23 protein-coding genes and 4 tRNA genes are annotated in these 24,433 nt (G+C 58.5%); 5 read left to right on the top strand and 22 right to left on the bottom strand.

Annotation, left to right across the window (positions count from 1 at the left end; all coding sequences use genetic code 11):
• Positions 1–34: 34 nt before the first annotated feature.
• From rbsD to ACK6BI_RS09935, 7 genes are all read right to left on the bottom strand, one after another.
• Positions 35–439: a D-ribose pyranase gene (gene rbsD, locus ACK6BI_RS09905; RefSeq protein WP_409316939.1), complete on the bottom strand. Its 405-nt coding sequence runs from the start codon at positions 437–439 to the stop codon at positions 35–37.
• The gene (rbsK, locus tag ACK6BI_RS09910; protein ID WP_409316940.1) at positions 436–1,353 is read right to left on the bottom strand and encodes a ribokinase; all 918 of its coding nucleotides are present in this window, start codon (positions 1,351–1,353) and stop codon (positions 436–438) included. The genes rbsD and rbsK overlap by 4 nt, the downstream gene beginning before the upstream one ends.
• Before the next feature lie 24 nt (positions 1,354–1,377).
• Positions 1,378–2,397 (bottom strand): LacI family DNA-binding transcriptional regulator, encoded by a 1,020-nt coding sequence (locus tag ACK6BI_RS09915; protein WP_409316941.1) that lies wholly within the window; start codon positions 2,395–2,397, stop codon positions 1,378–1,380.
• Between the two features lie 3 nt (positions 2,398–2,400).
• Entirely contained in the window at positions 2,401–3,378 is a 978-nt protein-coding gene (locus tag ACK6BI_RS09920) for an ABC transporter permease (RefSeq protein WP_409316942.1), read from the bottom strand.
• Positions 3,375–4,928 (bottom strand): sugar ABC transporter ATP-binding protein, encoded by a 1,554-nt coding sequence (locus ACK6BI_RS09925; protein WP_409316943.1) that lies wholly within the window; start codon positions 4,926–4,928, stop codon positions 3,375–3,377. The genes ACK6BI_RS09920 and ACK6BI_RS09925 overlap by 4 nt, the downstream gene beginning before the upstream one ends.
• Positions 4,929–4,982: 54 nt before the next feature.
• Positions 4,983–5,939 (bottom strand): sugar ABC transporter substrate-binding protein, encoded by a 957-nt coding sequence (locus ACK6BI_RS09930; protein ID WP_409316944.1) that lies wholly within the window; start codon positions 5,937–5,939, stop codon positions 4,983–4,985.
• A gap of 199 nt (positions 5,940–6,138) precedes the next feature.
• Positions 6,139–6,585: a hypothetical protein gene (locus tag ACK6BI_RS09935; RefSeq protein ID WP_409316945.1), complete on the bottom strand. Its 447-nt coding sequence runs from the start codon at positions 6,583–6,585 to the stop codon at positions 6,139–6,141.
• Positions 6,586–6,935: 350 nt separating this feature from the next.
• On the opposite strand from ACK6BI_RS09935, the gene ACK6BI_RS09940 reads away from it, so the two are divergent.
• The 3 genes from ACK6BI_RS09940 (at position 6,936) to ACK6BI_RS09950 (ending at position 9,181) form a co-directional block, all read left to right on the top strand.
• Complete coding sequence (locus ACK6BI_RS09940) at positions 6,936–8,024, top strand: asparaginase (protein ID WP_409316946.1); 1,089 nt, start codon at positions 6,936–6,938, stop codon at positions 8,022–8,024.
• A 172-nt stretch (positions 8,025–8,196) separates the two neighbouring features.
• Entirely contained in the window at positions 8,197–8,487 is a 291-nt protein-coding gene (locus ACK6BI_RS09945; RefSeq protein ID WP_065261434.1) for a DUF1654 domain-containing protein, read from the top strand.
• A 4-nt stretch (positions 8,488–8,491) separates the two neighbouring features.
• The gene (locus tag ACK6BI_RS09950; RefSeq protein WP_409316947.1) at positions 8,492–9,181 is read left to right on the top strand and encodes an endonuclease; all 690 of its coding nucleotides are present in this window, start codon (positions 8,492–8,494) and stop codon (positions 9,179–9,181) included.
• A 55-nt stretch (positions 9,182–9,236) separates the two neighbouring features.
• Here the strand turns inward: ACK6BI_RS09950 and ACK6BI_RS09955 are convergent, their stop codons facing one another.
• Both ACK6BI_RS09955 and ACK6BI_RS09960 read right to left on the bottom strand, forming a co-directional pair.
• A complete protein-coding gene (locus ACK6BI_RS09955) occupies positions 9,237–10,145 on the bottom strand; it encodes a siderophore-interacting protein (RefSeq protein WP_409316948.1) in 909 nt (302 codons plus the stop codon).
• A gap of 86 nt (positions 10,146–10,231) precedes the next feature.
• Positions 10,232–10,600, bottom strand: a complete 369-nt coding sequence (locus tag ACK6BI_RS09960; RefSeq protein WP_409316949.1) for an SPOR domain-containing protein — start codon at positions 10,598–10,600, stop codon at positions 10,232–10,234.
• Positions 10,601–10,850: 250 nt separating this feature from the next.
• On the opposite strand from ACK6BI_RS09960, the gene csrA reads away from it, so the two are divergent.
• Complete coding sequence (csrA, locus tag ACK6BI_RS09965) at positions 10,851–11,045, top strand: carbon storage regulator CsrA (protein ID WP_003179932.1); 195 nt, start codon at positions 10,851–10,853, stop codon at positions 11,043–11,045.
• Positions 11,046–11,258: 213 nt separating this feature from the next.
• Here csrA and ACK6BI_RS09970 read toward each other — a convergent pair whose 3' ends face one another.
• Positions 11,259–11,714, bottom strand: a complete 456-nt coding sequence (locus tag ACK6BI_RS09970; protein ID WP_409316950.1) for a DUF2214 family protein — start codon at positions 11,712–11,714, stop codon at positions 11,259–11,261.
• Positions 11,715–12,181: 467 nt separating this feature from the next.
• A tRNA-Val gene (locus ACK6BI_RS09975) sits at positions 12,182–12,258 on the bottom strand.
• 184 nt (positions 12,259–12,442) lie between these two features.
• Between ACK6BI_RS09975 and ACK6BI_RS09980 the strand changes: the two genes are divergently transcribed.
• Positions 12,443–13,726, top strand: a complete 1,284-nt coding sequence (locus ACK6BI_RS09980) for an NAD(P)/FAD-dependent oxidoreductase (protein ID WP_409316951.1) — start codon at positions 12,443–12,445, stop codon at positions 13,724–13,726.
• 51 nt (positions 13,727–13,777) lie between these two features.
• Here the strand turns inward: ACK6BI_RS09980 and ACK6BI_RS09985 are convergent, their stop codons facing one another.
• The 11 genes from ACK6BI_RS09985 to ACK6BI_RS10035 form a co-directional block, all read right to left on the bottom strand.
• A complete protein-coding gene (locus ACK6BI_RS09985; RefSeq protein WP_409316952.1) occupies positions 13,778–14,749 on the bottom strand; it encodes an XdhC family protein in 972 nt (323 codons plus the stop codon).
• Between the two features lie 2 nt (positions 14,750–14,751).
• Positions 14,752–15,987: a c-type cytochrome gene (locus ACK6BI_RS09990; RefSeq protein WP_409316953.1), complete on the bottom strand. Its 1,236-nt coding sequence runs from the start codon at positions 15,985–15,987 to the stop codon at positions 14,752–14,754.
• A gap of 2 nt (positions 15,988–15,989) precedes the next feature.
• On the bottom strand, positions 15,990–16,529 hold the full coding sequence (locus ACK6BI_RS09995; protein ID WP_039771584.1) for a (2Fe-2S)-binding protein: 540 nt from the start codon (positions 16,527–16,529) through the stop codon (positions 15,990–15,992).
• Positions 16,522–19,353 carry a xanthine dehydrogenase family protein molybdopterin-binding subunit gene (locus ACK6BI_RS10000; RefSeq protein ID WP_409316954.1) on the bottom strand — a complete coding sequence of 944 codons (2,832 nt, stop codon included), beginning with the start codon at positions 19,351–19,353 and terminating at the stop codon, positions 16,522–16,524. Before ACK6BI_RS10000 ends, ACK6BI_RS09995 begins: the two co-directional genes overlap by 8 nt.
• A 409-nt stretch (positions 19,354–19,762) precedes the next feature.
• Positions 19,763–19,839 (bottom strand) — tRNA-Asp (locus ACK6BI_RS10005).
• Positions 19,840–19,932: 93 nt separating this feature from the next.
• Positions 19,933–20,009: transfer RNA gene (locus ACK6BI_RS10010), tRNA-Asp, on the bottom strand.
• Positions 20,010–20,063: 54 nt separating this feature from the next.
• Positions 20,064–20,139, bottom strand: a tRNA-Val gene (locus tag ACK6BI_RS10015).
• 90 nt (positions 20,140–20,229) lie between these two features.
• Positions 20,230–21,006, bottom strand: coding sequence for an SDR family oxidoreductase (locus ACK6BI_RS10020; RefSeq protein ID WP_409316955.1), 777 nt, complete (start codon positions 21,004–21,006; stop codon positions 20,230–20,232).
• A complete protein-coding gene (locus ACK6BI_RS10025) occupies positions 21,003–22,214 on the bottom strand; it encodes an O-succinylhomoserine sulfhydrylase (protein ID WP_409316956.1) in 1,212 nt (403 codons plus the stop codon). Before ACK6BI_RS10025 ends, ACK6BI_RS10020 begins: the two co-directional genes overlap by 4 nt.
• A gap of 80 nt (positions 22,215–22,294) precedes the next feature.
• Positions 22,295–23,800: an amidophosphoribosyltransferase gene (gene purF / locus ACK6BI_RS10030; RefSeq protein WP_260522928.1), complete on the bottom strand. Its 1,506-nt coding sequence runs from the start codon at positions 23,798–23,800 to the stop codon at positions 22,295–22,297.
• Between the two features lie 41 nt (positions 23,801–23,841).
• Positions 23,842–24,402 (bottom strand): CvpA family protein, encoded by a 561-nt coding sequence (locus ACK6BI_RS10035; RefSeq protein WP_007956464.1) that lies wholly within the window; start codon positions 24,400–24,402, stop codon positions 23,842–23,844.
• Between the last annotated feature and the right edge of the window lie 31 nt (positions 24,403–24,433).

The following is a 24,433-nucleotide window of genomic DNA, read 5'->3' on the forward strand; positions in this document are numbered from 1 at the left end:
TTGTGCTGATGAAATTGAATGGGTCCTGGACCCGTTAAAACGTAACCCCGGCCACAAGCACGATATTGCAGTACGGTTGACATTCACCGGTCCTAACGACTGCTCGCGCCTGCCGGCTGAGAACCTTGAATTGTTCGTGGCTGAGCAGATCGCGCCGTCCCAGGGAGCCTTCGCCATTCAAGGTATCCAGCACGGCGAGCGCAGTAGGTCGCTTGTCGAGGATTTCCTGGGCGAGCACATGACTCTCTACCTGCATTTCGCTGAGCACGACTTTCAACGTGCTGGCGAAATCGGGGACACCATGGGTCAGCGCGAGATCGATCAGTTCGACTCCGGGGGGAACAGGCAACCCGGCATCACCGATCACGACCATGTCGCCATGACCAAGGGAGGCGATCAGCCGTGACAGCGCGACGTTGAGCAGAGGAGTCTTTTTCATGGAGCTTTGAATGCCTGTACATCAGAGATAGAGGGAATGGACGGCTGGGCGCCCTCCCGGGTAACCGAGAGTGCTGCAGCAATCTGACCAAAACGGATAGCCTCGATTTCGGTATTGCCCGTCGCCAGCGCAGCCGCAAAACCACCGACGAAGGTATCCCCGGCCGCCGTGGTATCGACTGCCTTGACTTTGGGTGCGGGAAAATGCTGATAACGATTGCCGTCGGCAAACAATGAGCCCAGAGCGCCGAGGGTGATGATCACTTTGCCTGCGCCCATGGAAATCAATCGAGAGGCGGCTTTTTCGGCGCTGTCCAGCGAGTCTACCGGCAAGCCGCTGAGGGCTGCGGCTTCGCTTTCATTGGGAATCAGATAGTCAATTGAGGCAAACCAGTCCGCTGGCAGCGGTCGACTGGCCGGGGCCGGATTCAAGATGACAGTCTTGCCCAGCTCGCGACCGCGCTTGAGCGCATGTCCGACAGTAGCGTCCGGAATTTCCAGCTGACAGATGATGACATCCGCGGCCTGCAATACTGCGTCGAATCGGTCGATCACTGCCGGCGTCATGGAGCCGTTGGCCCCGGCGACGATGACGATCGCGTTCTGACTATTGTCATCGACCACGATCAACGCCACCCCACTGGAACTCTCGACCACACTGACCGCCTGGCAGTTGATCTGCTCAGCCAGCAATGCCTCGCGCAATTGCACACCATAGTCGTCATCGCCGACACAACCGACCATCGATACCTGCGCGCCCAGTCGGGCGGAGGCCACCGCCTGGTTTGCACCTTTGCCACCCGACACGGTGGCGAACGAATGGCCGATCAGTGTTTCGCCACCCTTGGGCAAGCGTGGCGCCCGGGTGACCAGGTCCATGTTCAGGCTGCCTATTACCACTACATTTGCGGGCATACATCACTACTCATCAATTCGTTTTCAGCGATACTCGGTGAACACGCCAACCAGCGGCGCAGTCGATTCTCGCAAGACAATGCTCGGGGTCACAATGCGCTGATCGGTCGCCAGCTCAGGGGCGGCAATTCTGCGCAACAGCACTTCCGCCGCCATTTCGCCCAGTTGCAGGATCGACTGGCCGACAGTGGTCAGCGCCGGATATACGTAGCGACTCATCTGGATATCGTCAAAGCCGATCACCGACAGCTCGCTCGGCACGCGAACATTTCGTTCGGCGGCAGCGCGCAACACGCCGATGCCGATCATGTCGTTGCCGGCGAAGATGGCGCTCGGAGGATTGCTCTCCAGCAGCACTGCCGCTGCGTTGTAACCACCAGTGCTGGTGAAATCGCTTTCCAGCACACGCGCGGGTGACACCTCTACACCCGCTTCTTTCAAAGCGCGGCGAAACCCGGCCTGACGCATCTGCGCAACGCTGGTGCTTGCCGGACCACCGATGGTTGCGATGTCGCGGTGGCCGAGCTCAAGCAAGTGCCTTGTCGCCAGGTAGGCACCATATTCATGATCGATCCGCACGAGATCGGCGTCCACACCTTCCAGTCCCCGGTCGACGATGACCATCGGTGTTTTCACTCCGGCCAGCCCCTGCACCAGGCCGCTGTCACCTCCTGCGGAAGCGACAATCAGACCATCGATGCGTTTTTCCAGCAGAACCCGCAAGTAGCTGCGCTGCTTGTCCGGGTTATCGTCGGAGTTGCAGAGAATCACGCAGTAGCCATTACGCTCGCAGTAATCCTCGATCCCCCGTGCCAGCTCGGCAAAGTACGGATTGAGACTGTTGGGCACCAGCAAGCCGATGGTGGCGGTGGTTTTGGCCTTCAACGAACGCGCCACAGCACTCGGTACGTAATCGAGGCTCTTGATCGCCGCCTCGACTTTCAAGCGCACTTCCTGGCTCACTGGCCGGGTATTGTTCACGACATGAGAAACCGTCGTGTAGGAAATTCCCGCGAGTGCCGCCACATCCTTGATCGTCGCCATCTCTCAGCCCCGCCGGCTTGCACGGTGACTGCGATACGTATCGAGTACCACAGCGATGACGATCACCGCACCGGTGATGATGCGCTTGGTCGGCTCAGTCGCACCAATCTGCGCCAGACCTGCCGCCAGCACTGAAATGATCAGCACACCAAAAAAGGTGCTGATGACCGAACCACGACCGCCCATCAGGCTGGTGCCACCGATTACCACAGCCGCGATCACTTGCAGCTCAAGGCCTGAACCGGCGTTTGGATCGGCCGCCTCCAGACGGGAAATCTGGAACAGCGCCGCGATACCGGCCAACAACCCCATCAGACTGAATACCAGAATCTTGTATGGCTTGGGGTTGATGCCTGCGAGCCGCACCGCCTCTTCGTTGGTACCGATACCGATCAGGTAGCGACCGAACACAGTACGGGTCAGCACGGCCTGAGCGATGAAGATAACCAGCAAGGCGATGATAAATGACGGCGAAATGCCGAAAGCGATCGGATTGGACAGCCAGGCAAATGAATCACCGATGTAGGCTGTTCGCGAGCCTGTCATTTGATACGCCAGGCCACGGGCCATCTCGAGCACACCGAGCGAGACGATGAATGACGGGATTTTCCAGGCGACCGTGATCGAACCCGTAACCGTCCCCGCCAGAGCGGCCACGGCCATGCCAAGCAATGCCGATGGCAAGACGCTCCAGCCCCAGCCGAGGATTGCCACACTGACAGTGGAAGCCGCGAGCGCCAGCACCGAACCCACCGACAGATCGATACCGCCGATGATCAGGACGAAGGTCATGCCCACCGCCAGCACCATCAGGTCGGGAATCTGATTGGCCAGTGTGCTGAAGGTGTTGTACGACAGAAAGTGGCTGCTCATGACCGAGAACAGCGCAACCATCGCCAGCAAGGCGCCGGCCAGGCCCAGATAAGTGCCCAGACCGTAGAAATTGCCACTACGTTTGCCGGCAGAAGATGCAGTTTTCATGGGAGGTCCCTAGGCGCTGCTTCGTTGAGCAGCGCATCACGTTTTTGGTAGCCGGCGAATGCCGCGGCAAGCAAGTCATCCTGTGTCCAGCTGTCACGCTCGAAGGTATCGATCAGGCGCCCCGCCGACAGCACACCGATACGGTCGCAGATCAACATCAATTCACGCAGGTCACTGGACACCACGACCAGCGCCTTGCCCTGCCGGGTCAGTTCGCCGAGCAGGTTATAAATGTCGAACTTGGCCCCCACGTCGATGCCACGGGTCGGCTCATCGAACAACAAAACCGAACAGTCGCGCTCCAGCCAGCGGCCGATCACCACTTTCTGCTGGTTGCCGCCGGACAGTTCGGACACCAGTTGGGTCGGACTCGAACTGCGGATGCGCATGGCTTCGATCTGCCGCTTTGCCAGAGAGATTTCATCGCCATTGTTGACGAAGCCACCGCTGGAAATTTCCGGCATGTTGCCCAGGGCGATATTGGCGCTGATCGACTGACTCAACAGCAGCCCCTCGCCTTTGCGGTCTTCAGTGATCAAGGCGATACCATTGCGCACTGCGTCGACCGGCGAGCGAATGCTTACTGCCCGAGCTGGTGAACCCAGAGCAACGCTGCCGCTGTCGGCAGGATCGGCACCAAAGATCAGACGCAGCAACTCAGTGCGTCCCGCTCCGATCAGTCCGGATATGCCGAAAATCTCACCGGCACGCACTTCGAAGGACACATCACGGACCTTGTCCGAGCGGCTCAGGCCCTTGACCGTCAGCGCGGGAGCGCCAATGTTGCGCGGCCCCATATCCATATGTTCGCCAAGCTCGCGACCGACCATCAACGTAACCAGCTGCTCGCTGTTGTAATTGGCCATCGGCTCGACACACACCAGATTGCCGTCACGCAGCACGGCAATCCGCTGCGCCACTCGCGCCAGCTCTTCGAGACGGTGGGAGATATAGATGATCGCAACACCACGGGCCTGCAACCGAGTGATCTGCTCGAAAAGCATTTCGACTTCGCGAGCCGTAAGCATTGCCGTCGGTTCGTCGAGAATCAGCACATGGCAATCGCCGATCAGGTTGCGTGCGATCTCGACCATTTGCTGGTGCCCGATGCCCAGTTCGCCGACCAGGGTATCCGGGTCGATGGCATCCAGGCCGACCTGAGCCATGGCTTCGATTGCGGCTTTGCGCAGCTGTTTGCGACTGATCCAGCCGCCGTTACTCGGCAGGTTGTCGAGAAACAGGTTTTCCGCCACCGAGAGGGTCGGCAGCAGATTGAGTTCTTGCATGACCATGCGCACGCCAAGCTCTTCAGCCTGGGTGCGACTGCCCGGACGATAGTCCTTGCCCTGGAACTGCATCTGCCCGGTAGTCGGTGCGACCAGACCACCAATGATCTTCGACAGGGTACTTTTACCGGCGCCGTTCTCGCCGGTCAGCGCCAGCACTTCACCGCGCATCAGCGTCAGGTCGATACCGGTGAGCACCGGCTGCGCGTAGGTCTTGCCGATACCGCTGACCGTGAGGACAGCGTTCGGGGCGGAAACTGACATAAAAAATCTCCGTGCGCCCGCCCGGGCGGGCGAGCGCCATTGCGTCGCGAAGGACTACTTGGTAACCAGCTCGACCGGCGTTTCGATCACGCCATTGGCACCGCTGTCGACTTTCTCGCCTTTGAGAATCTTCAATGCAGTCTCGATACCGAATACGGCCTGTTTGGCAGCGAACTGGTCGGCAGTCGCCAGAACACGGCCGTCCTTGAGCATTGGCTTGATCGCATTGATGTTGTCGTAACCCACCACTTGCACCTGCCCGGCCTTGCCTGCAGCACGCACAGCGGAAACGGCACCGACAGCCATACTGTCGTTACCGGCCAGCAATGCCTTTACATCCGGGTACTCGCTGAGAATCGAAGCGGCTACCTTGTTGCCCTTGTCGATTTCCCAATCGCCGGACTGCAGCGACACCACTTTGATCTGTGCAGCTTCCATCGCGTCCTTGAAGCCTGCCGTACGCTGTTGGGCGTTGGTCGTCGTAGAGACGCCTTCGATGATGCCGACTTCGTCACCGGCCTTCAGTTGCCTGGCCAGGTACTCGCCAACCAGACGTGCGCCCTTGCGGTTGTCCGGTCCCACGAAAGGTACGCTGATGTTTTTGCTCTTGATGACCGCAGGATCGAGCTGATTGTCGATGTTGATCACCGTGATGCCGGCATCGACGGCTTTCTTGATCACTGGCACCATGGCCTTGGAGTCGGACGGCGCGATGACCAGCGCATTGACCTTCGCCAGAATCATCTGCTCGACGATGCGGGTCTGGCCGGCAGTATCGGTTTCATCCTTGATCCCGTTGGAGATCAGGTCGAAATCGGCGGAGTGTTCTTTCTGATAAGCCTTGGCGCCGTCTTCCATGGTGAGGAAGAACTCGTTGGCCAGGGACTTCATGACCAGTGCGACCTTGGGTTTTTCCGGGGATTCGGCGAAAGCCGAAGAGACAGGCAGTGCGGCGGATGCGGCAGCCAGCATGGCGACAGCGAGAAGACGTCCAGCGAATGGCAGCTTCATGGGTTCACTCCGATCTTATGATTATTGTGAGCAACGCTTGCGCTGGCGTAAGCTTTGTCGGCATTTCCAGACAACAGTGTCCTGAAACTGTCGCGCAAACGTTTGCGTAGAGCGAACTATGCGAATGCGGCCAACGTTTGTCAACAATCAGAGATCGGTATTGATTACAGGGCGAATCGGCAGACTCGCCCTTGGAGGCTCAAGCGGTGGTGTTGACCAGGTTACCGCCGGACGAGCCCTTGGACATTTCCTTGAGCAGTGCCGCCGAGACTTCCAGCAGTGCGCCGCTGGTTTGAGCTATTTCACCCTGAACAGCCATGACCGCCTGCGATTTCGCCTCGGGCGTCGGGTAACTGGCAGCTTGTGCCGCAGCCAGACGTTGCTGCTGCTCCTGCAGCTGCTTCTGCAGCTCCTGCATCCGCTTGAGCAACATCTTGACGGTGAAGCTCAGGTTGTCACCGCTTTTCGCCTGGCTGCCTTCTTGCGCGGCACCGCCGGCCCTGACTTCGTTGCTCTCGGCTTTTTCAACACCCAGCGCTTCGCCAGAAGCATCGGCTTGCGCATCATTCATGGCATTGATCGTCGCCGCGGTTTTGCCGCCGATGGTGACAGCACCGGGATTTGTAAAACCGATGGTCAGTGACATGTGAACTCCCTAATTTTCAGTTTCCTTGAACACCCATCGGCCTGCGAGACATTTTCTTTAGCAAAGGATCCAAATTCGGCAAACACAGTTTTCCAGCAAAAATCGTAGTCCTTTTCGGAGAGCCGAACACGAAAGCAGCCACCATTCGGAATACCGGATAAACGATTCACCCCAAGAATCAACGATCAAAAAATTGTTGATATAAATCATCAGGTTAAACATTTCTCTAGAGCACAGTACGGCTGGTACGGATCCTGCTCCCCCCACAGCACCCCTGGCATTACAGATCGGCCCGGGGCGCATCTAGATGAACCTGCACCAGCACCGTCTCACTACTAGAGAGAAAAATAATGAAATCTGCTTTCAAGACACTGTTTCCGGGCGCTCTGGCCCTGATGCTGCTTCTGCCCTCCGCCCTTCAGGCAAAAGAAGTCGAAACCCAGACCAAACTGGCAAACGTGGTGGTTCTCGCAACAGGCGGCACCATTGCCGGCGCAGGCGCCAGCGCCGCCAACAGCGCGACCTATCAGGCCGCCAAGGTTGGTATCGAACAATTGATCGCCGGCATCCCTGAACTGAGCAAACTGGCGAATGTGCGTGGCGAACAAGTCATGCAGATCGCCTCTGAAAGCATCACCAATGAAAACCTGCTGCAATTGGGTCGCCGTGTATCCGAACTGGCTGACAGCAAGGACGTCGACGGAATCGTCATCACCCACGGCACCGACACTCTGGAAGAAACCGCCTACTTTCTGAACCTGGTGGAAAAGACCGACAAACCGATCATCGTTGTGGGTTCCATGCGCCCCGGCACCGCCATGTCGGCGGACGGCATGCTCAACCTCTACAACGCGGTAGCGGTGGCCGGCAGCAAGGAAGCGCACGGCAAGGGTGTACTGGTGACCATGAATGACGAAATCCAGTCTGGCCGCGATGTCAGCAAAATGATCAACATCAAGACCGAAGCGTTCAAGAGCCCATGGGGTCCGCTGGGCATGGTGGTCGAGGGCAAGTCCTACTGGTTCCGCTTGCCAGCCAAGCGCCACACCATGGATTCCGAATTTGATATCAAGAACATCAAAAGCCTTCCTGACGTGGAAATCGCTTATTCCTACGGCAATGTCGGCGACACAGCCTACAAAGCCCTGGCCCAGTCCGGCGCCAAAGCCATCATCCACGCCGGTACCGGCAATGGCTCGGTGTCTTCCCGCGTAGTCCCCGCCCTGCAAGCGCTGCGCAAGGATGGTGTACACATCATTCGCTCCTCCCACGTCAATGCCGGTGGCTTCGTGCTGCGCAACGCCGAACAGCCCGACGACAAATATGACTGGGTCGTGGCTCATGACCTGAACCCACAAAAAGCCCGCATCCTGGCGATGGTCGCCCTGACCAAAACCAACGACAGCAAAGAATTGCAGCGGATGTTCTGGGAGTACTGATTCAGCCTCGCCCGGTCCTGTCTCGACCGGGCACTTGCTCCACCACTCGACATACAGGCGGGTGGTGCAGCCTCCTAAACGTAACTCTTGCGCACAAAAATTTCGGATAACCCACATCAAAACCGGAAAACCGCTGTCAGAGGATTTTCTTGAATTTTAAGCAGTTGCGAAAATGCCTACAGTTAAATACTGTATGCACGTACAGCTTAATAAGGATAATCTCGTGGCCACTTCCTCCGACGCTCCTGATGCCTATGAACGCATGGGCATGCGTGTTCAAAAGATCATCAACTCCCCCACCGCACAAAAAGCCAAAGCCGCTCTGCTCTTCCGCCTCCCGGATGAACCGATGGATGCATGGGAGCGCCTGCTGGAAGAAATCGACGAGAACGACAATGTCACCCTCGCCTATCGCGATGATGGTGGCGTGCAGATTTTCTGGGTTGTACCGAAGGAAGATTGACTCAATGTTTGTCCGTTTGCTTGCTGTGTTTTTGCTGTTCATTTCACTTGGCGCCCAGGCCGGCGCACCCCGCACGTTTACCGAGGCCAAAAAGGTCGCCTGGAAGCTGTACGCCCCACAATCCACCGAGTTCTATTGCGGCTGCAAATACACCGGCAACAAGGTCGACCTGGCGGCTTGCGGTTACGTGCCGCGGAAAAATGCCAAACGTGCCTCCCGGATTGAATGGGAACACATCGTCCCGGCCTGGGAGTTTGGCCATCAGCGCCAATGTTGGCAGGAAGGAGGACGCAAGAATTGCACGCGCTACGATCCGAGCTACCAAAAAGCCGAGGCCGACCTGCACAACCTGGTACCGAGCATTGGCGAGGTCAACGGTGATCGCAGCAACTTCAGCTATGGCTGGCTACCGGTAGAAAAAGGTCAATATGGCGCGTGCCTGACCCAGATCGATTTCAAGGCGAAAAAGGTCATGCCCCGCCCTTCGATTCGCGGCATGATTGCCCGCACCTATTTCTATATGAGCAAGCAGTATGGCTTGCGCCTGTCGAAGCAGGATCGGCAGCTGTATGAAGCGTGGGACAAGACGTACCCGGTTCAGGATTGGGAACGTCAGCGCAATCAAAGCGTGGCGTGTGTAATGGGACGAGGCAACGAGTTCGTCGGACCGGTCAACCTGAAAGCCTGCGGCTGAAAGCATGCATATAAAGAAAAGGCCTCGCGCTTCAAGCTCGAGGCCTTTTTTATGGTTAGCTGCCGGACTTGTTGTAACGCCAATAGCCCATCAGATTGAGCGATTCGCGAGAAATGCCGCGCTCTTGGATCAGGTATCTGCGCAGATTCATGACAGCGGCCGATTCACCCGCGATCCATCCATAAAATCCTTCCGCAGCGCTTTCAGCGATTTCCCAGAGGATCTCCTGATCAATATCGACATCGGCCAACTCTACCGCTCGATTAACCATCGTTACGTCAACAGGCAGCGCAGCCTTTCGCACAGCGTCTACCATCAGCGACCCGGCAGCCGCCGCTCCCGCCTGCTCTCGAATCAACCACTGCACCGACAGACCCGGCCAATCCGGCAACTCGAGTCTGTCCGCCACACTGTCGACCTCCAGGAATACTTGAGCCTGAGGCGGGTCCGAAAGCATCGATAGCTCATCGAGGATCCCCATCGCGGCCGGCAATGCTGTCGAGTCGGCGACCAGCAAGAGATGCTTGAGAGATCGCGGAGGCTTCCATTCAAAACCACCCGCCTCGCTCGCCAGGTATCGACGATCAGGCGCCAGGATCTGCATCGGCTCACCCGGTCGTGCTCGCAAGGCCCATCGGGAAGCAGGGCCGGTTTCGCCATGCAGCACAAAGTCGATATCGACCTCGCCCTGATCGGCACGCAAATGGCGGATCGTGTATGTACGCATCGCAGGGCGCCGGTCTGCCAGCATTGAGCGGAAACGGGCGTACCATCCTTCTTCCTGAGAAAGCCTGGCGGGTGAGCCGTCCGCTGCCGGGAAAAACAGCTTGACTCGCTGATCAGGCGCCCAGGTAGCCATCTCGTTGACTGCCGGACCGGCAAGAGTGATCCGCATGAGATGCGGACTGAGTGACTGCTTGCGACGCAACACAACGTCGAACAACTTGTAAGGACTGGAGGCCATGCGGAGCTCCTTCTGAGAATCTTCAGTGACTCCAGTAAAACGAATCACGCCGGACACCCTTTAGTCAGCTCCGCAGAAAGGCATGTTTACTGTGCGAAAGCGCGCTCGATCACCAATGTCTCGATGTTCTGCTTTTTCGCTTTGACAAGCGCTGCGTTGACATCGGCCTGCTTCGCTTCGGCTTCGGTTCTGGAACTGAACGGCCCCAGCAGAATCCGGGTCTTCCCGTCGGCATCCCTGATGACATTGGCAACGAACGCATGTTCGATCAACCATCCGCTCAGATCACTGACAGCCTGAGGAGTTTCGCCACGCACTTCCACATCCCACTGAGGTCCGGACACTGTCGCAGGCGCTTCCACCGCTACCGTTTTCGGCTTCGGCGCATCAACACGCTTGCCCTCACCACACCCTGCCAATGCCAGTGCCGCGACTACCCAGACCAATTTGCGCACAACGCTTCCCTCTGATTTTTTGAAACGGCGATCTTAACATCCACAATTACTTTCAGAGCCCTGCAAAATGGGCACAAAACTACGAGATTGATGATCGAAGCACCTGTATAGTTACGCGCTGGGAATTAATGTCGCTTCTGCGCATCAGAAAGAGGCACCCAAACCGTGAGACTTCGCACTAATCTATACGTACCACCGACCTCTGCACTGTCTGAATCAGGTGCCCTACAAAGCAATCAAGGAGAAGACCATGCTGATACTCACCCGCAAAGTCGGTGAAAGCATAAACATCGGTGATGACATTACGATCACCATTCTCGGCGTAAGCGGCCAACAGGTTCGTATCGGCATCAACGCTCCAAAGAACGTTGCCGTACACCGTGAAGAAATTTATCAACGCATTCAGGCCGGCCTGACCGCTCCGGACAAGCCGCAAACTCCCTGAGCCCTGTCGCAGTCAGTAGCCAGTCCGTTCACCCTCGCGTAATGACTGGCTAAAGATCCAAGCGCCGTTTTGCCACCCCCCACCGCTCTGGTGACGGCGCAGGCGATAAGCGCTCCCTTCCTGCGACCGTCCCTTCTTGGCTACCGATACTAACCATCATCGCAATGGCTGACTGTCAGACATTTCTGAACAGAAGCAGGGAATCGTGCCGACCTAGCTGAACGTCACGCCTCGCGCCATTCCGCTAGCCGCCATCACCATCAGGACAAGCAACAGCGCTTCGGCATGACTGATTCGCGCAAAGACTCCTGCTCGCCCGCTATCGATCGATGCGCCACCAGCCCGAGCCATGCGCCACCGGATCAGCGCAATCATCGGAGCCAGCTCCAAAAGCAGAATCAGTACAAGCAGTGTCATCTTCACGTGAAACAGCGGCTGATGCAGATAATAGTCGGCACCTTTCTCATATCCGCCAAAAGCCCGCACACCCCCAGTGATCAGCAACACCAACGCCGCCATCCCCCACAGATTGTCCGCGAGCAATACCCGTCCGACCTCGCCAGCCCCGGCAGCCAGCTGTCTGAACGCCGCACCTCGGGTCAACACCGCCCAGAACCCCAAGGCAAATGCCAACAGATGAAGCGCTGCAAGAAACCAATGTATGAGCATTGCGGAACTCCTGTCGGGAGTGAGTTTGATCTCGGCCAGACAGTAGTAGTCGAAAATGTACGGAATTGCTCGATGCGGTCAAAGGCCGGCAACAATCGCTGTGCGCGATTTCGGGCGAGGCGCGGGGAAGAGGGAAGGCAAACTGCGGGCAAAAAAAATCCCAAGCAGCTGATGGAAGCTTGGGATTTAAAAATGCATAAACCGTGGTGGTGAACGCGGGGCGGATATTACTGATTTTCGCAGCGCGTAACAACGTATTTTTGATAACCATTCGGTTAAAAAAAATCGTAACCCATTAAATATCCACACTATTTAAATGGAGGCTGACATTTTTGCGACGAACGGGAGATGATCATCACGGAATGGAATTGACGCTCCGGGATGGGAGTTTTGCAAATCGCAGAAAGCAAAAAGGGGTTACCGTTTCCGGTAACCCCTTCAGACCGCCCAGCAGAGCGGATTTTGTTTGGTAGGCGCGATTGGACTCGAACCAACGACCCCCACCATGTCAAGGTGGTGCTCTAACCAACTGAGCTACGTGCCTGCTGTGAGGCGGCATTCTACGGAATTCCGGAGGGGTGTCAACACCTTTTTTTCACCTAACCCTATGAATATGCAAAATATTTAATTTCGCCCTCCGCCAGGAAGATTTCCCGGTGGCTGGCGGAGGTTTTTCAACTCGGGTAGGATCGCCTCACTCGTAAAATATATTAAACAGAGGCTGCAGGATGGCAAACACCCCTTACCCAGAGTCTTATTACGCTGCGTCGGCCAACGCCGTACCACCGCGCCCTGCGCTGCAGGATGACGTGGAGACGGATGTCTGTGTGATTGGTGCTGGTTACACGGGACTTTCCTCGGCCCTGTTCCTGCTGGAGAACGGTTTTCGAGTAACCGTGCTGGAAGCCGCGAAGGTCGGATTCGGCGCGTCAGGCCGCAATGGCGGGCAAATAGTCAACAGCTACAGTCGCGACATTGATGTCATCGAGCGCAGCGTCGGTCCGAAACAGGCCCAACTGCTCGGACAAATGGCGTTCGAGGGCGGTCGGATCATTCGTGATCGCGTCAGCCAATACAACATCCAGTGCGATCTGAAGGACGGCGGCGTATTCGCCGCCCTGTCGGCCAAGCAGATGAGCCATCTGGAATCGCAGAAGCGCTTGTGGGAACGCTTCGGGCACACTCAACTTGAACTGCTGGATCAGCGGCGCATTCGCGAAGTGGTCGCCTGCGATCAATACGTCGGTGGCATGCTCGACATGAGCGGCGGACACATCCACCCACTCAACCTGGCACTGGGCGAGGCCGCAGCGGTGGAATCCCTGGGTGGAGCAATCTACGAACAGTCGCCGGCCCTGCGCATCGAACGCGGAGCCAACCCGATCGTGCATACGCCACAGGGCAAGGTCAGGGCCAAATTCATCATCGTTGCCGGCAACGCCTACTTGGGCAATCTGGTGCCAGAGCTGGCAGCCAAATCGATGCCGTGCGGCACTCAGGTCATCACTACCGAGCCTCTGGGCGATGATCTGGCAAAATCCCTGCTGCCGCAGGACTACTGCGTCGAAGACTGCAATTATCTGCTCGACTACTACCGCCTGACCGCTGATAAACGCCTGATATTCGGTGGCGGCGTGGTCTACGGCGCCCGGGATCCGGCGAATATCGAGGCGATCATCCGGCCGAAAATGCTCAAGGCCTTCCCGCAACTCAAGAATGTGAAAATCGATTACGCCTGGACCGGCAATTTCCTGCTGACCCTGTCGCGTCTGCCTCAGGTCGGTCGCCTGGGCGACAACATCTATTATTCTCAAGGCTGCAGCGGCCACGGTGTGACTTACACCCACCTGGCCGGCAAGGTATTGGCCGAGGCGCTGCGCGGGCAAGCCGAGCGCTTCGACGCGTTTGCCGATCTGCCGCACTACCCGTTCCCGGGTGGGCAACTGCTACGCACACCGTTTGCCGCACTCGGCGCGTGGTATTACGGATTGCGCGACAAGCTCGGTTTTTGACGCGCAAAAAAAGGGCCGCTGGAAAGCGGCCTTTTTTTCATTCTGCACCTATCACAACTGATCTCGTGCAATCCCGCTACGAATCCGCAGGATATCTGCCAACACCGCCAAGGCAATTTCCGCCGGCGTCTTGCTACCGAGATTGAGACCGATCGGCGCATGAATCCGCGCCAACTCGCTCTCCCCCAACCCGCCAATCCGGCGCAAGCGCTCGAAGCGTTTCTGCGACGTCTGCTGCGAGCCCATCACACCGATGTAGAAAGCTTCGGTGCGTACAGCCTCCATCATCGCCAGATCGTCGATGCGCGGATCGTGGGTCAATGCCACAACCGCCGTATCACGGTGGCAACCGCCATCGGCAATAAACACCGACGGCAACTGCCGACGAATCTCCACGCCATCGAGCATCACGCCGTCGAGCACTTCATCACGCGGATCGCACAGAATCACTTCGAAGCCGAGACCGACGGCGAACTCCGCACAGGCCTGCGCCACGCTGGAATAGCCGGCCAGCAGCAAACGCTGGGCAGCCCCGATGCGAATCCGTACCCGGTCGATTTCTCGCTCGATTCGCGCCCCTTGCTCACGATCCGCAAACACCGTACGCGCGCCCGTCGCCAGATCGACCTCACGAATCAACCGGCGCTGCCCAAGCAATGCCGATTCGAGCTCACGCAGATGCGCCTGCACATTGCAGTCAGCGTCAAATTTCTCTACCAGCACATCGAGAATGCCGCCGCATGGCAGACTGACCCGCGAGCGCGGATCATCGCCTTCGCCATAACGCACCACATTGATCGCATCGAGGAACGCGCCTTCGGCGACGCGTTCGAGAAAATCTTCCTCGACGCAACCTCCGGACAGCGACCCGATCCACTGCCCGCCGTCGTTCACTGCCAGCAGCGAACCCGGCGCGCGCGGCGCCGAACCGTAGGTCGTCAGTACGGTGCAGAACCAGATGCGCTGCCCCGCCGTCGACCATTCCAGCGCCCGACGCACAACCTGCAGATCGAGATGCTGCATGATCAGTGCGCCTTGTGCTCGGTGGATGGTGCGTCAGCCTGCAGCTTCTGCACATCACCCACCGCCAACTCGGCCGACTGACCACCCCAACCCTGACGCAGGTAGTTCAGCAGGTCGGTCAGTTGTTCGGCACTGAGCTTGTCGGCAAAACCCGGCATCGGCTGCATGTGTTCGAACCCGGCGAATTTCTGTTCGCCGATACCATCCTCGATCACTCGCAAGAGGTTGCGCGGGTCTTCCAGACGCAACGTGGTGTTGCCGCGCATGGCCACCGCAATATGCGGCTTGCCTTCGCCACCGGCAGCGTGACAGCCGGCGCAGATGTTCAAGTATTCCTGACGACCGCGTTGAGCGCTGGCACCGAGTTTTTCCACCGGCACTTCAACCAGCTCTTTTACCGCCGGTGGCTTGTCGCCGAGCAGGAAGGTTGCCATCGCCGCCAGATCCGGATCATTCAGACCCTGGGTGCTGTTGTGGAACACGGGGAACATCTCGTTGAACATCGTGCCCTGGGCACTCATGCCGTGCTTGAGGAACGTGCTCAGGTCCTGATGGTTCCAGCCGCGGGCCGCCAGATCCGTCGCCAGCAGGCTGGGAGCCAGATAACCGTTGAGGATGCCGCCAGTCAGGCGCTTGTCCAGCTGCATGGCGCCGGGAAGGCCGCGTGGCGTATGACATTCGCCACAGTGACCAAGCACCTCGACCATGTACTGGCCGCGCTTCCAGGCTTCGCTTTTGCCTTCTACCGGCTCCAGTTTCAAGGCTTTGCCGTACATCATGTTCCAGCCCATCAGGCCCGGACGCACGTTGAATGGGAAGCTCAGGCTCGTCACCGGCGCGGCGCGCTCGATCGGCTCGATGGTTTTCAGATACGCATGAATCGCATCCGAATCCGCACGCGGCATCAAATGATACGAGGTATACGGCATCGCCGGGTACAGGTTGGCGCCATCACGACGTTTGCCTTCGGTGAGTGCCGCGAAGAACTCGTCATCGCTGTAAAGGCCGATGCCATGCTCCTTGCTCGGGGTGATGTTGGTGCCGTAGATCGTGCCGAACGGTGAAACGATCGGCAGCCCACCGGCAAACGGCGCCCCACCCGGTGCCGTGTGGCAAGCCATGCAGTCAGCAGCGCGGGCGAGGTATTCGCCGCGCTTGACCTGATCATCCGCATGGGCCGCCAGCACAGGCACGGCAAGCCCGACCGCCAGGGTCAGGCGGGTCAGTAAACGCATCATGCTTAACCCTCCTTGACCAGGCCGAGATCCGTCAGCACGTTGCGGGTAGCGTTGTAGTAACGCACATACCCGGTGCAACGGCAGATGTGATGGCCGAGGCTGTCCTCGATGACTTGTTCCAGCTTGCTTTTGACGATTGGCTGGCGTTGCAGCTTTTCCACCAGCACGGTCGCGGCGTTGACGAAGCCCGGTGCGCAGTAACTGCACTGGAAGGCGAACTCATCGACAAAACGCTGCTGGATCGGGTTCAGCTCAGTGACCTGACCCTGCTCGTCACGCTTGGCATGGCCCTCGATGGTGCGGACCTTCTTGCCCTCGAAATAATGCGCGCCAGTGATGCAGGTGCGCACTTCTTCGCTGGTACCGTCCGGGTTATCGACGATCACCACACAGGCGTGGCAGATGCCCTGGCCGCAGCCCAGACGCGAGCCGGTGAGGTTCTTGTATTCGTGCAGGTAATCGATCATCGGCAGGTCATCAGGGATGTCCACCGGGCCGACGGATTGACCGTTGAGGGTCAGTTGAAGCGGACGGTTAGCCATTGAGGGCCTCCTTGATGCGCGCAGCAGTGATTGGAAGGTCGCGGACACGTTTGCCGATGGCGTGGGCCACGGCGTTACCGATGGCGCCGACCACCGGGATCATCACCACTTCGGCGATGCCTTTGGACGGGTCGCTTGGCGACAGCGGCGGCAGGATCTCCGATGTCTGCTTCCATACCGCCACATGGCGCGCCATCGGCAGACGGTAACGGTTGAAGTTCCAGTCACCCTCCCCTGGCCCGCCTTCGTACAGTGGCATTTCTTCCATCAAGGCGTGACCGATGCCCATGGCGATGCCGCCTTCGAGCTGGCCACGAACCAGTTCTTCGACCAGCACCCGGCCGCACTCCAGCCACGAGTGATGGTTGAGCACTTCGACTTCTGCCGAACCTTTGTTGACTTTCAATTCGACCAGCGTCGCCACCGGGCTGTAGTAGGTGACGGCAGCGTTGTTCAGTTGAACCACCGGATAGGCGACATTCTGCCGATCCAGCAAATGGAAACCGTCGCTGGTCATCTGCGCCTTCTTGGCTTTCGGAGCGCCATCACCGTACTTCACCGCCAGACCGTCCAGCGGCAGACGCTCGCGCACGCCGTCAATGCTGTATTCGGCTTCGGCCCAGCTCCAGCGGTTGAAACCGTGAACCGTGGCGGCGGTCACCAGACCACGCTCGTGGGCGCGCTTGGCCAGCTCTTCGAAGCTCAACGGCTGCATGCCGTTGGCAGTCAGTTTGCCGTCGACCCAATGCGCATCTTCGCGGCGCACGACGTAAGGGTTGGCCTGGCCGCCGTATGGGCCCTGACGCCAGATCTCCAGCGCCGCCGGCCACAGACCATGATTGAACAGCACGCGCGCCGCTTCACGGGTGGCGTGGCTGAAGTAGTAGGCAGAGTTGGTCGCGGACGAGGCCGACGCCAGCTTGCCGACCCAGCGCGGGTTGCGCAGAAAGTTGTCCTGCTCGGCCTGACTCATGATGTAAGGGTTGCCGGCAGTGACCAGCTGCATTTCCTTCCATTCGGTCTCGCCGGTCTTCACGTCGTGCGCCGGGCTGCCGAGGAAATCAGCGACCACCATGGCTTGCGAGGTAGACATGCCGGTGCCGATCTCGATACCGATGTGACGCAGGGAAATGCGCCCTTCAGCGGTGAACTCAATGCTGGCCATCGGTGCTTCGGAGCCGGTGCCGAAGTCCTTCTGGCAAATGGCAAAACCGACGCCGTACCAGTTGTCCGGGTCTGCCGCTTCACGCCGCTTCTTGATGGCGTCGCGATTTTTCCAGACTTCGTGCAGCGACGCCTTGTCGAGAATCTCGTGCAGGCGCAGCGCACCGGCAGGGATCGCGCCCTGGGTGTTTTTCATCCCCGAACGCAATGCGTTCTTGCGACGCAGATCGATGGCATCGACACCAAGACGATCGGCAATTTCGTCGACCATCATTTCGGTGGAAGCCATGCTTTGCAGGGTGCCGTAACCCCGCATCGAACCCGCCTCAACACCACGGGAGTGGTAGGCAGTCACCTGAAGGTCGTTCTGCGGCATGTAGTAGATCGACTGAGCCGCGGTAGCGCCAACGGCGGCCACTGACGGGCTGTAGTTGATCCGGCCGCCGCCATCGACGCTCATTTCGGCGCGGAAAATCTTGAAGCTGTGATCGGTCTTGTCCACCGCCAACTGGTAACGAATATCGAACGGGTGACGCTTGATACCGCTCTGGAACTGCTCGTAGCGGTCGTTAGCCAGGCGAATCGGTACCCCTGCTCCGTACAGCGCCGCCAAGGCTGCGTAGTAAACGAAGATATTGTGGTCCTTGGAACCGTAACCCACGGTGTAACCCGGGTGCATGTTCAGGTGGGCAAGACCGAAACGCGACGGCGAAATCATCTTCGCAGTCTCGGTTGCCGCTTCCAGCGGACACTGGGTGGCGACAACGAAATGCAGGGTCCTGGTCGCCGGGTCGTACCAGCCGTTGCCGTTGTCCGGCTCCATGGCTGCCGGTTCGATGGACGGTGTTTTGTAGCGCTCGTCGAACACCAGCCAGTTGTCCGGCGGGGTGTCGATCTCTTTCTTCATGCGGTCGGCGTAAAACAGACCGCGTTCGGTCAGGTTGCCGTGCAGGTTCGGCTGGGAATTCCACACCGGGCGACGGTTCTTGAGCATCGGGAACAGGATCGAGTCCTTGAGGCTGGCGAACTCGTCTTCGTCTGCCGAGGTCGGGCCACCGACGCGCACGTAGCGGAAACTGCCATAGGGATCGCCTTCGTAGAACGGCACTTTTGCACCGTAACGAATCGCTTTGTCATTGAATTTGAGTTTGTTCTTGGCCTGACGGAAACGCTCGAAATCGTTCCAGATCAGGATCGCCACCGGATGACCGATGAACATCGGTACCTTGCCCTCAGGCAACAATGGATCCGGAGCATGCTCTTCCGGGAATACGATGCCGTCCTTGTCCAGGTCGGCCGCGGTGACGATACGGTCAGGCTGCAGATCGGCGCCGAGCCACGACAGGTCATAGCCGTCGTAGATACGGTCGGCCTTGATGGTTTTCAGCAACATGGCGTGGCCTTGCTGCTGCGGCCAGCCCGGCATGTCCTTGGAGCGGATGTCACGGGCAAACACTTTGCTGCCGCAGACCTTGGACAAGGCATCGTTACGCTGGCGCGCCTTGCCGTTATTGCCGAGCCACTGCTCGGACGGCACGGTCACGCTGTTTTCCATCAAGGCAGCCAGCGCCTGGCTGCTGAGCGGCGTGAGCGTAACGCTCACTCCCGCCACCAGCCCGCCCTGAAGGAACGAGCGCCGGGATATTTCACGGTTGGACATGGATCATCCTCTGGGCGGTTATGGATCCGCCCTTCTGGTTATCTACTGGGAATCTCGAGTCTTGCAGAAGCCCTTTTGGCTAAACAAAGGGCGTGATGACAGTGCAAAGCTGACCGAAAGGTTAACTTTATAGGTTTCCGCGCTCGCAGCAAATAACCAGTTACAAAAAACTGACTAAAAAATCAAAAATCAATGTGGCAATGCATCGCAGTGACCCGATGACGCAGAAGACATTGTCGCGCGGACAACGTGCAGTCGTCGCGCGGCAACTGGAGGAGGAATTTGGGACAGGTCAAATTTCAGACACAAAAAACCCCGGTCTTTCGACCAGGGTCTTTGCTATCGATTCCAAATCAACCAGAGGTTGATTTCGGCGCTTCAAGGCGTTCAGTGGTCCTCGAAACAGATATGGCGCAGCGGACGGGACTCGAACCCGCGACCCCCGGCGTGACAGGCCGGTATTCTAACCGACTGAACTACCGCTGCGTATCGCTTTGAGCTTGCGCTCAAGTAACTCGTTTGACTGAAAGCTTCAGTGCTTTTCAATCGCGAACCAGGTACTGCCTGACTCGTTAAATATGGCGCAGCGGACGGGACTCGAACCCGCGACCCCCGGCGTGACAGGCCGGTATTCTAACCGACTGAACTACCGCTGCGCGTCGGTGGAGGCACTTTCAGCCTACCTCTTGCTTTCGCAAGTATCTCGGGACTGGTGGGTGATGACGGGATCGAACCGCCGACATTCTGCTTGTAAGGCAGACGCTCTCCCAGCTGAGCTAATCACCCGTTTGCATCTCCGAGGCCGCGAAATTTACGCAGGTAGCGAACCTAAGTCAATAGCAGGATTGAAGTTTTTCTCAAAAAGACAAAAACATGTCATTCCGAGTAGATCATTTTCTTGGTCATGCCGCCGTCGACCACGAATTCCTGCCCCGTCACGAACCCGGCATTCTTCGACAGCAGCCATGCCACCATTGCCGCCACATCCTCGACCGTCCCTACCCTGCCTGCCGGGTGCTGGGCATGATCTGTATCTGTCAACGGCTCAGCACGACGCGCGGAGGGATCCCGCGCATCGATCCAGCCCGGGCTGACCGCATTGACGCGAATCTCCGGTCCAAGACTGATTGCCAGTGCATGAGTCAACGCCAGCAATCCACCCTTGCTTGCGGCATAGGCTTCGGTATCGGGCTCCGACTGCGCTGCACGGGTCGAGGCCAGATTGACGATTGCCCCGTTATGCGCCCGCAGATACGGTGCACAATGCTTGGCCAACAGCATCGGCCCACTGAGATTCACCGCCAGAACCCGATTCCAGTACGCGAGATCGAGGCTTTCCAGAACAATATTGTGCGGATCCGCCACCGCCGCGTTGCACACCAAGGCATCCAGCCGACCGAACTGCCCCAGCACCTCAGCGACGCCACGTGACACCTGACCTTCATCCGCCACATCCATGGCGATGAAGCAGGCATTTTCGCCAAGCACACTCGCCACCCTGGAGCCTCGCGCGCGGTCCAGATCCGTCAGCACCACCTGCCAGCCTTCACTGATCAGCCACGCCGCGATACCCAGTCCGATACCGCGGGCGGCTCCCGTGACCAGCGCCACGCGGCCATGGGTACCCGTCGTCAGGGAAGACAACTCGATCACAACGCCGCCAGACCGCGCGCCAGATCGGCTTGCAGATCCGCGACGTCCTCCAGCCCCACCGCAATGCGGATCAGGCTGTCACGAATCCCCGCTGCTTCACGCTCCTGCGGCGCCAGACGGCCGTGCGACGTGGTGCTCGGATGAGTGATGGTGGTTTTGCTGTCACCCAGGTTGGCGGTAATCGAGATCAACCGGGTCGCATCAATGAAACGCCAGGCGCCGTCTTTGCCGCCCTTGACCTCGAAGCTGACCACCGCACCAAAGCCCTTCTGCTGACGCCTGGCCAGTTCGTGCTGCGGGTGGCTCTCGAGGCCGGCGTAATGCACCTTCTCGATACCATCCTGCTGCTCCAGCCATTCAGCCAGTTGCTGCGCGTTGGCACAGTGCGCCTTCATCCGCAGATTGAGGGTTTCCAGGCCCTTGAGGAAGATCCAGGCGTTGAACGGGCTCAAGGTCGGGCCAGCGGTTCGCAGGAAACCCACGACTTCTTTCATCTGCTCACTGCGCCCGGCGACCACACCGCCCATGCAACGACCCTGGCCATCGATGAACTTGGTGGCCGAATGCACGACGATATCTGCGCCGAGTTTCAACGGCTGTTGCAATGCCGGTGTACAGAAGCAGTTGTCGACCACCAGCATGGCGCCCTTGGCGTGAGCGATTTCTGCCAGCGCGGTGATATCCACCAGTTCAGCCAGCGGATTGGATGGCGACTCGACGAACAGCAATTTGGTGTTGGACTTGATCGCCGCATCCCAGGCCGACAGATCCGCCAGCGGCACGTAATCGACTTCCACGCCGAAGCGCTTGAAGTATTTCTCGAACAGACTGATGGTCGAACCGAACACGCTGCGCGACACCAGTACATGATCGCCGGCACTGCACAGGCTCATCACCACCGCCATGATCGCGGCCATGCCGGTTGCCGTGGCAACGGCTTGTTCGGCGCCTTCCAGCGCGGCAATACGCTCTTCGAACGAGCGAACCGTCGGGTTGGTATAACGCGAGTAAACGTTGCCCGGCACTTCCCCGGCAAACCGTGCAGCGGCATCGGCGGCGGTACGGAAAACGTAGCTGGAAGTGAAGAACATCGGATCACCGTGCTCGCCTTCCGGCGTACGGTGCTGACCGGCACGTACGGCCAGGGTATCGAACGCTACGCCTTCGAGGTCGCTGTCCAGCCGACCGGCATCCCATTCCTGACTCATGCTGTCACTCCTTGCCCTGTTCTCGGTAAATAAAAGTCTTTTGCCAGATACAAAACCGGCCCCTAAGGGCCGGTTGAAACTCAGTTGTTGTACAGATCGATGATCGCGCTGACCGCCTGGGTCTTGGCCTTCGAGGCATCGTTGCGTGCCTGTTCGATCTTGTTCAGATAGGCCTCATCGACGTCACCGGTAACATACTTGCCGTCGAACACTGCACAATCGAAGTTTTCGATCTTGATCTTGCCGCCACCGACCGCTTCGATCAAGTCAGGCAGGTCCTGATAGATCAGCCAGTCAGCGCCGATCAGGTCAGCCACATCCTGGGTCGAACGATTGTGTGCGATCAGCTCATGGGCGCTTGGCATGTCGATGCCATAAACGTTCGGGAAGCGCACGGCCGGGGCCGCCGAGCAGAAGTAGACGTTTTTCGCGCCGGCTTCACGGGCCATCTGGATGATTTGCTTGCAGGTGGTACCGCGAACGATCGAGTCGTCCACCAGCATCACGTTCTTGCCGCGGAATTCCAGCTCGATGGCGTTGAGCTTCTGGCGTACCGATTTCTTGCGCGCGGCCTGGCCAGGCATGATGAAGGTACGGCCGATGTAACGGTTCTTGACGAAACCTTCGCGAAATTTCACGCCCAGATGATTCGCCAGCTCCAGCGCGGCAGTGCGGCTGGTGTCCGGAATCGGGATGACCACGTCGATGTCGTGCTCGGGACGCTCACGCAGGATTTTCTCGGCCAGTTTCTCACCCATGCGCAGACGAGCCTTGTAGACCGACACGCCGTCGATGATCGAATCCGGACGCGCCAGGTAGACGTGTTCGAAAATGCACGGAGTCAGGGACGGATTGGTCGCGCATTGACGGGTGTGCAGCTTGCCGTCTTCAGTGATGTACACCGCCTCGCCCGGCGCCAGGTCGCGAATCAGGGTGAAACCGAGTACGTCGAGCGAAACGCTTTCGGAGGCGATCATGTACTCGACGCCTTCGTCGGTGTGACGCTGACCGAACACGATCGGACGAATGCCGTGCGGATCACGGAAACCGACGATGCCGTAACCGGTCACCATCGCCACGACGGCGTAACCACCGACGCAACGGTTGTGCACGTCGGTCACAGCGGCAAACACGTCTTCTTCAGTCGGTTGCAGCTTGCCGCGCTGGGCCAGCTCGTGGGCGAACACGTTGAGCAACACTTCCGAGTCGGAACTGGTGTTGACGTGACGCAGATCGGATTCGTAAATCTCTTTGGCCAACTGCTCAACGTTGGTCAGATTGCCGTTGTGCGCCAGGGTAATGCCGTACGGCGAGTTGACGTAGAACGGCTGAGCCTCGGCCGACGTCGAGCTGCCGGCGGTCGGGTAACGGACGTGACCGATACCCATGTGGCCGACCAGGCGCTGCATGTGACGCTGCTGAAACACGTCGCGCACCAGACCATTGTCCTTGCGCAAGAACAACCGGCCATCATGGCTGGTCACGATACCGGCAGCGTCCTGGCCGCGGTGCTGGAGCACGGTTAGCGCGTCATACAGCGCCTGATTGACGTTCGACTTACCGACGATACCGACGATGCCACACATGCGACGCAACCCCTACTTAATGGATCTGAACTGAACAACACTCACTGAGGCGTTTTGGCCGAAGGCAAGAGTTGCTCCTTGAACGGAATATCAGCGGGTACGCTGATTCCGCTGGCAAGCCACTGACTGCTCCACCCGAGAATCAGGTTTTTGGACCAGTCTGCGACCAATAGAAACTTTGGCACGAGCTGTGATTCTTTCCACCACCCGTCCTGCTGTACCGGCCCCAGGCTCAACAGCCCGACCGCCACGACCACCAGCAACACGCCACGCGCAGCGCCGAAGGCCATGCCGAGAAACCTGTCGGTCCCGGACAATCCGGTGACGCGAACCAGTTCGCCGATAAGATAATTGATCATTGCGCCCACGATGAGTGTGGCGACAAACATGATGGCACAGCCCGTGATCACACGAGCTGATGGCGTTTGAATGTATCCGGCGAGGTACTCGGACAGTGAGCCACCGAACATCCAGGCAACCGCTCCTGCGATGATCCAGGTCACCAGCGATAGTGCTTCCTTGACGAAGCCGCGGCTCAAACTGATCAAAGCGGAGATGGCGATGATTGCAACGATCGCCCAGTCAACCCAGGTAAATGGCACAGTGCAGCCTACAGACGGATAAGGCGGCGCA

The organism is Pseudomonas sp. KCJK9016 (genome assembly GCF_046231795.1).
GTDB classification, from domain to species: Bacteria; Pseudomonadota; Gammaproteobacteria; order Pseudomonadales; family Pseudomonadaceae; genus Aquipseudomonas; species Aquipseudomonas bananamidigenes.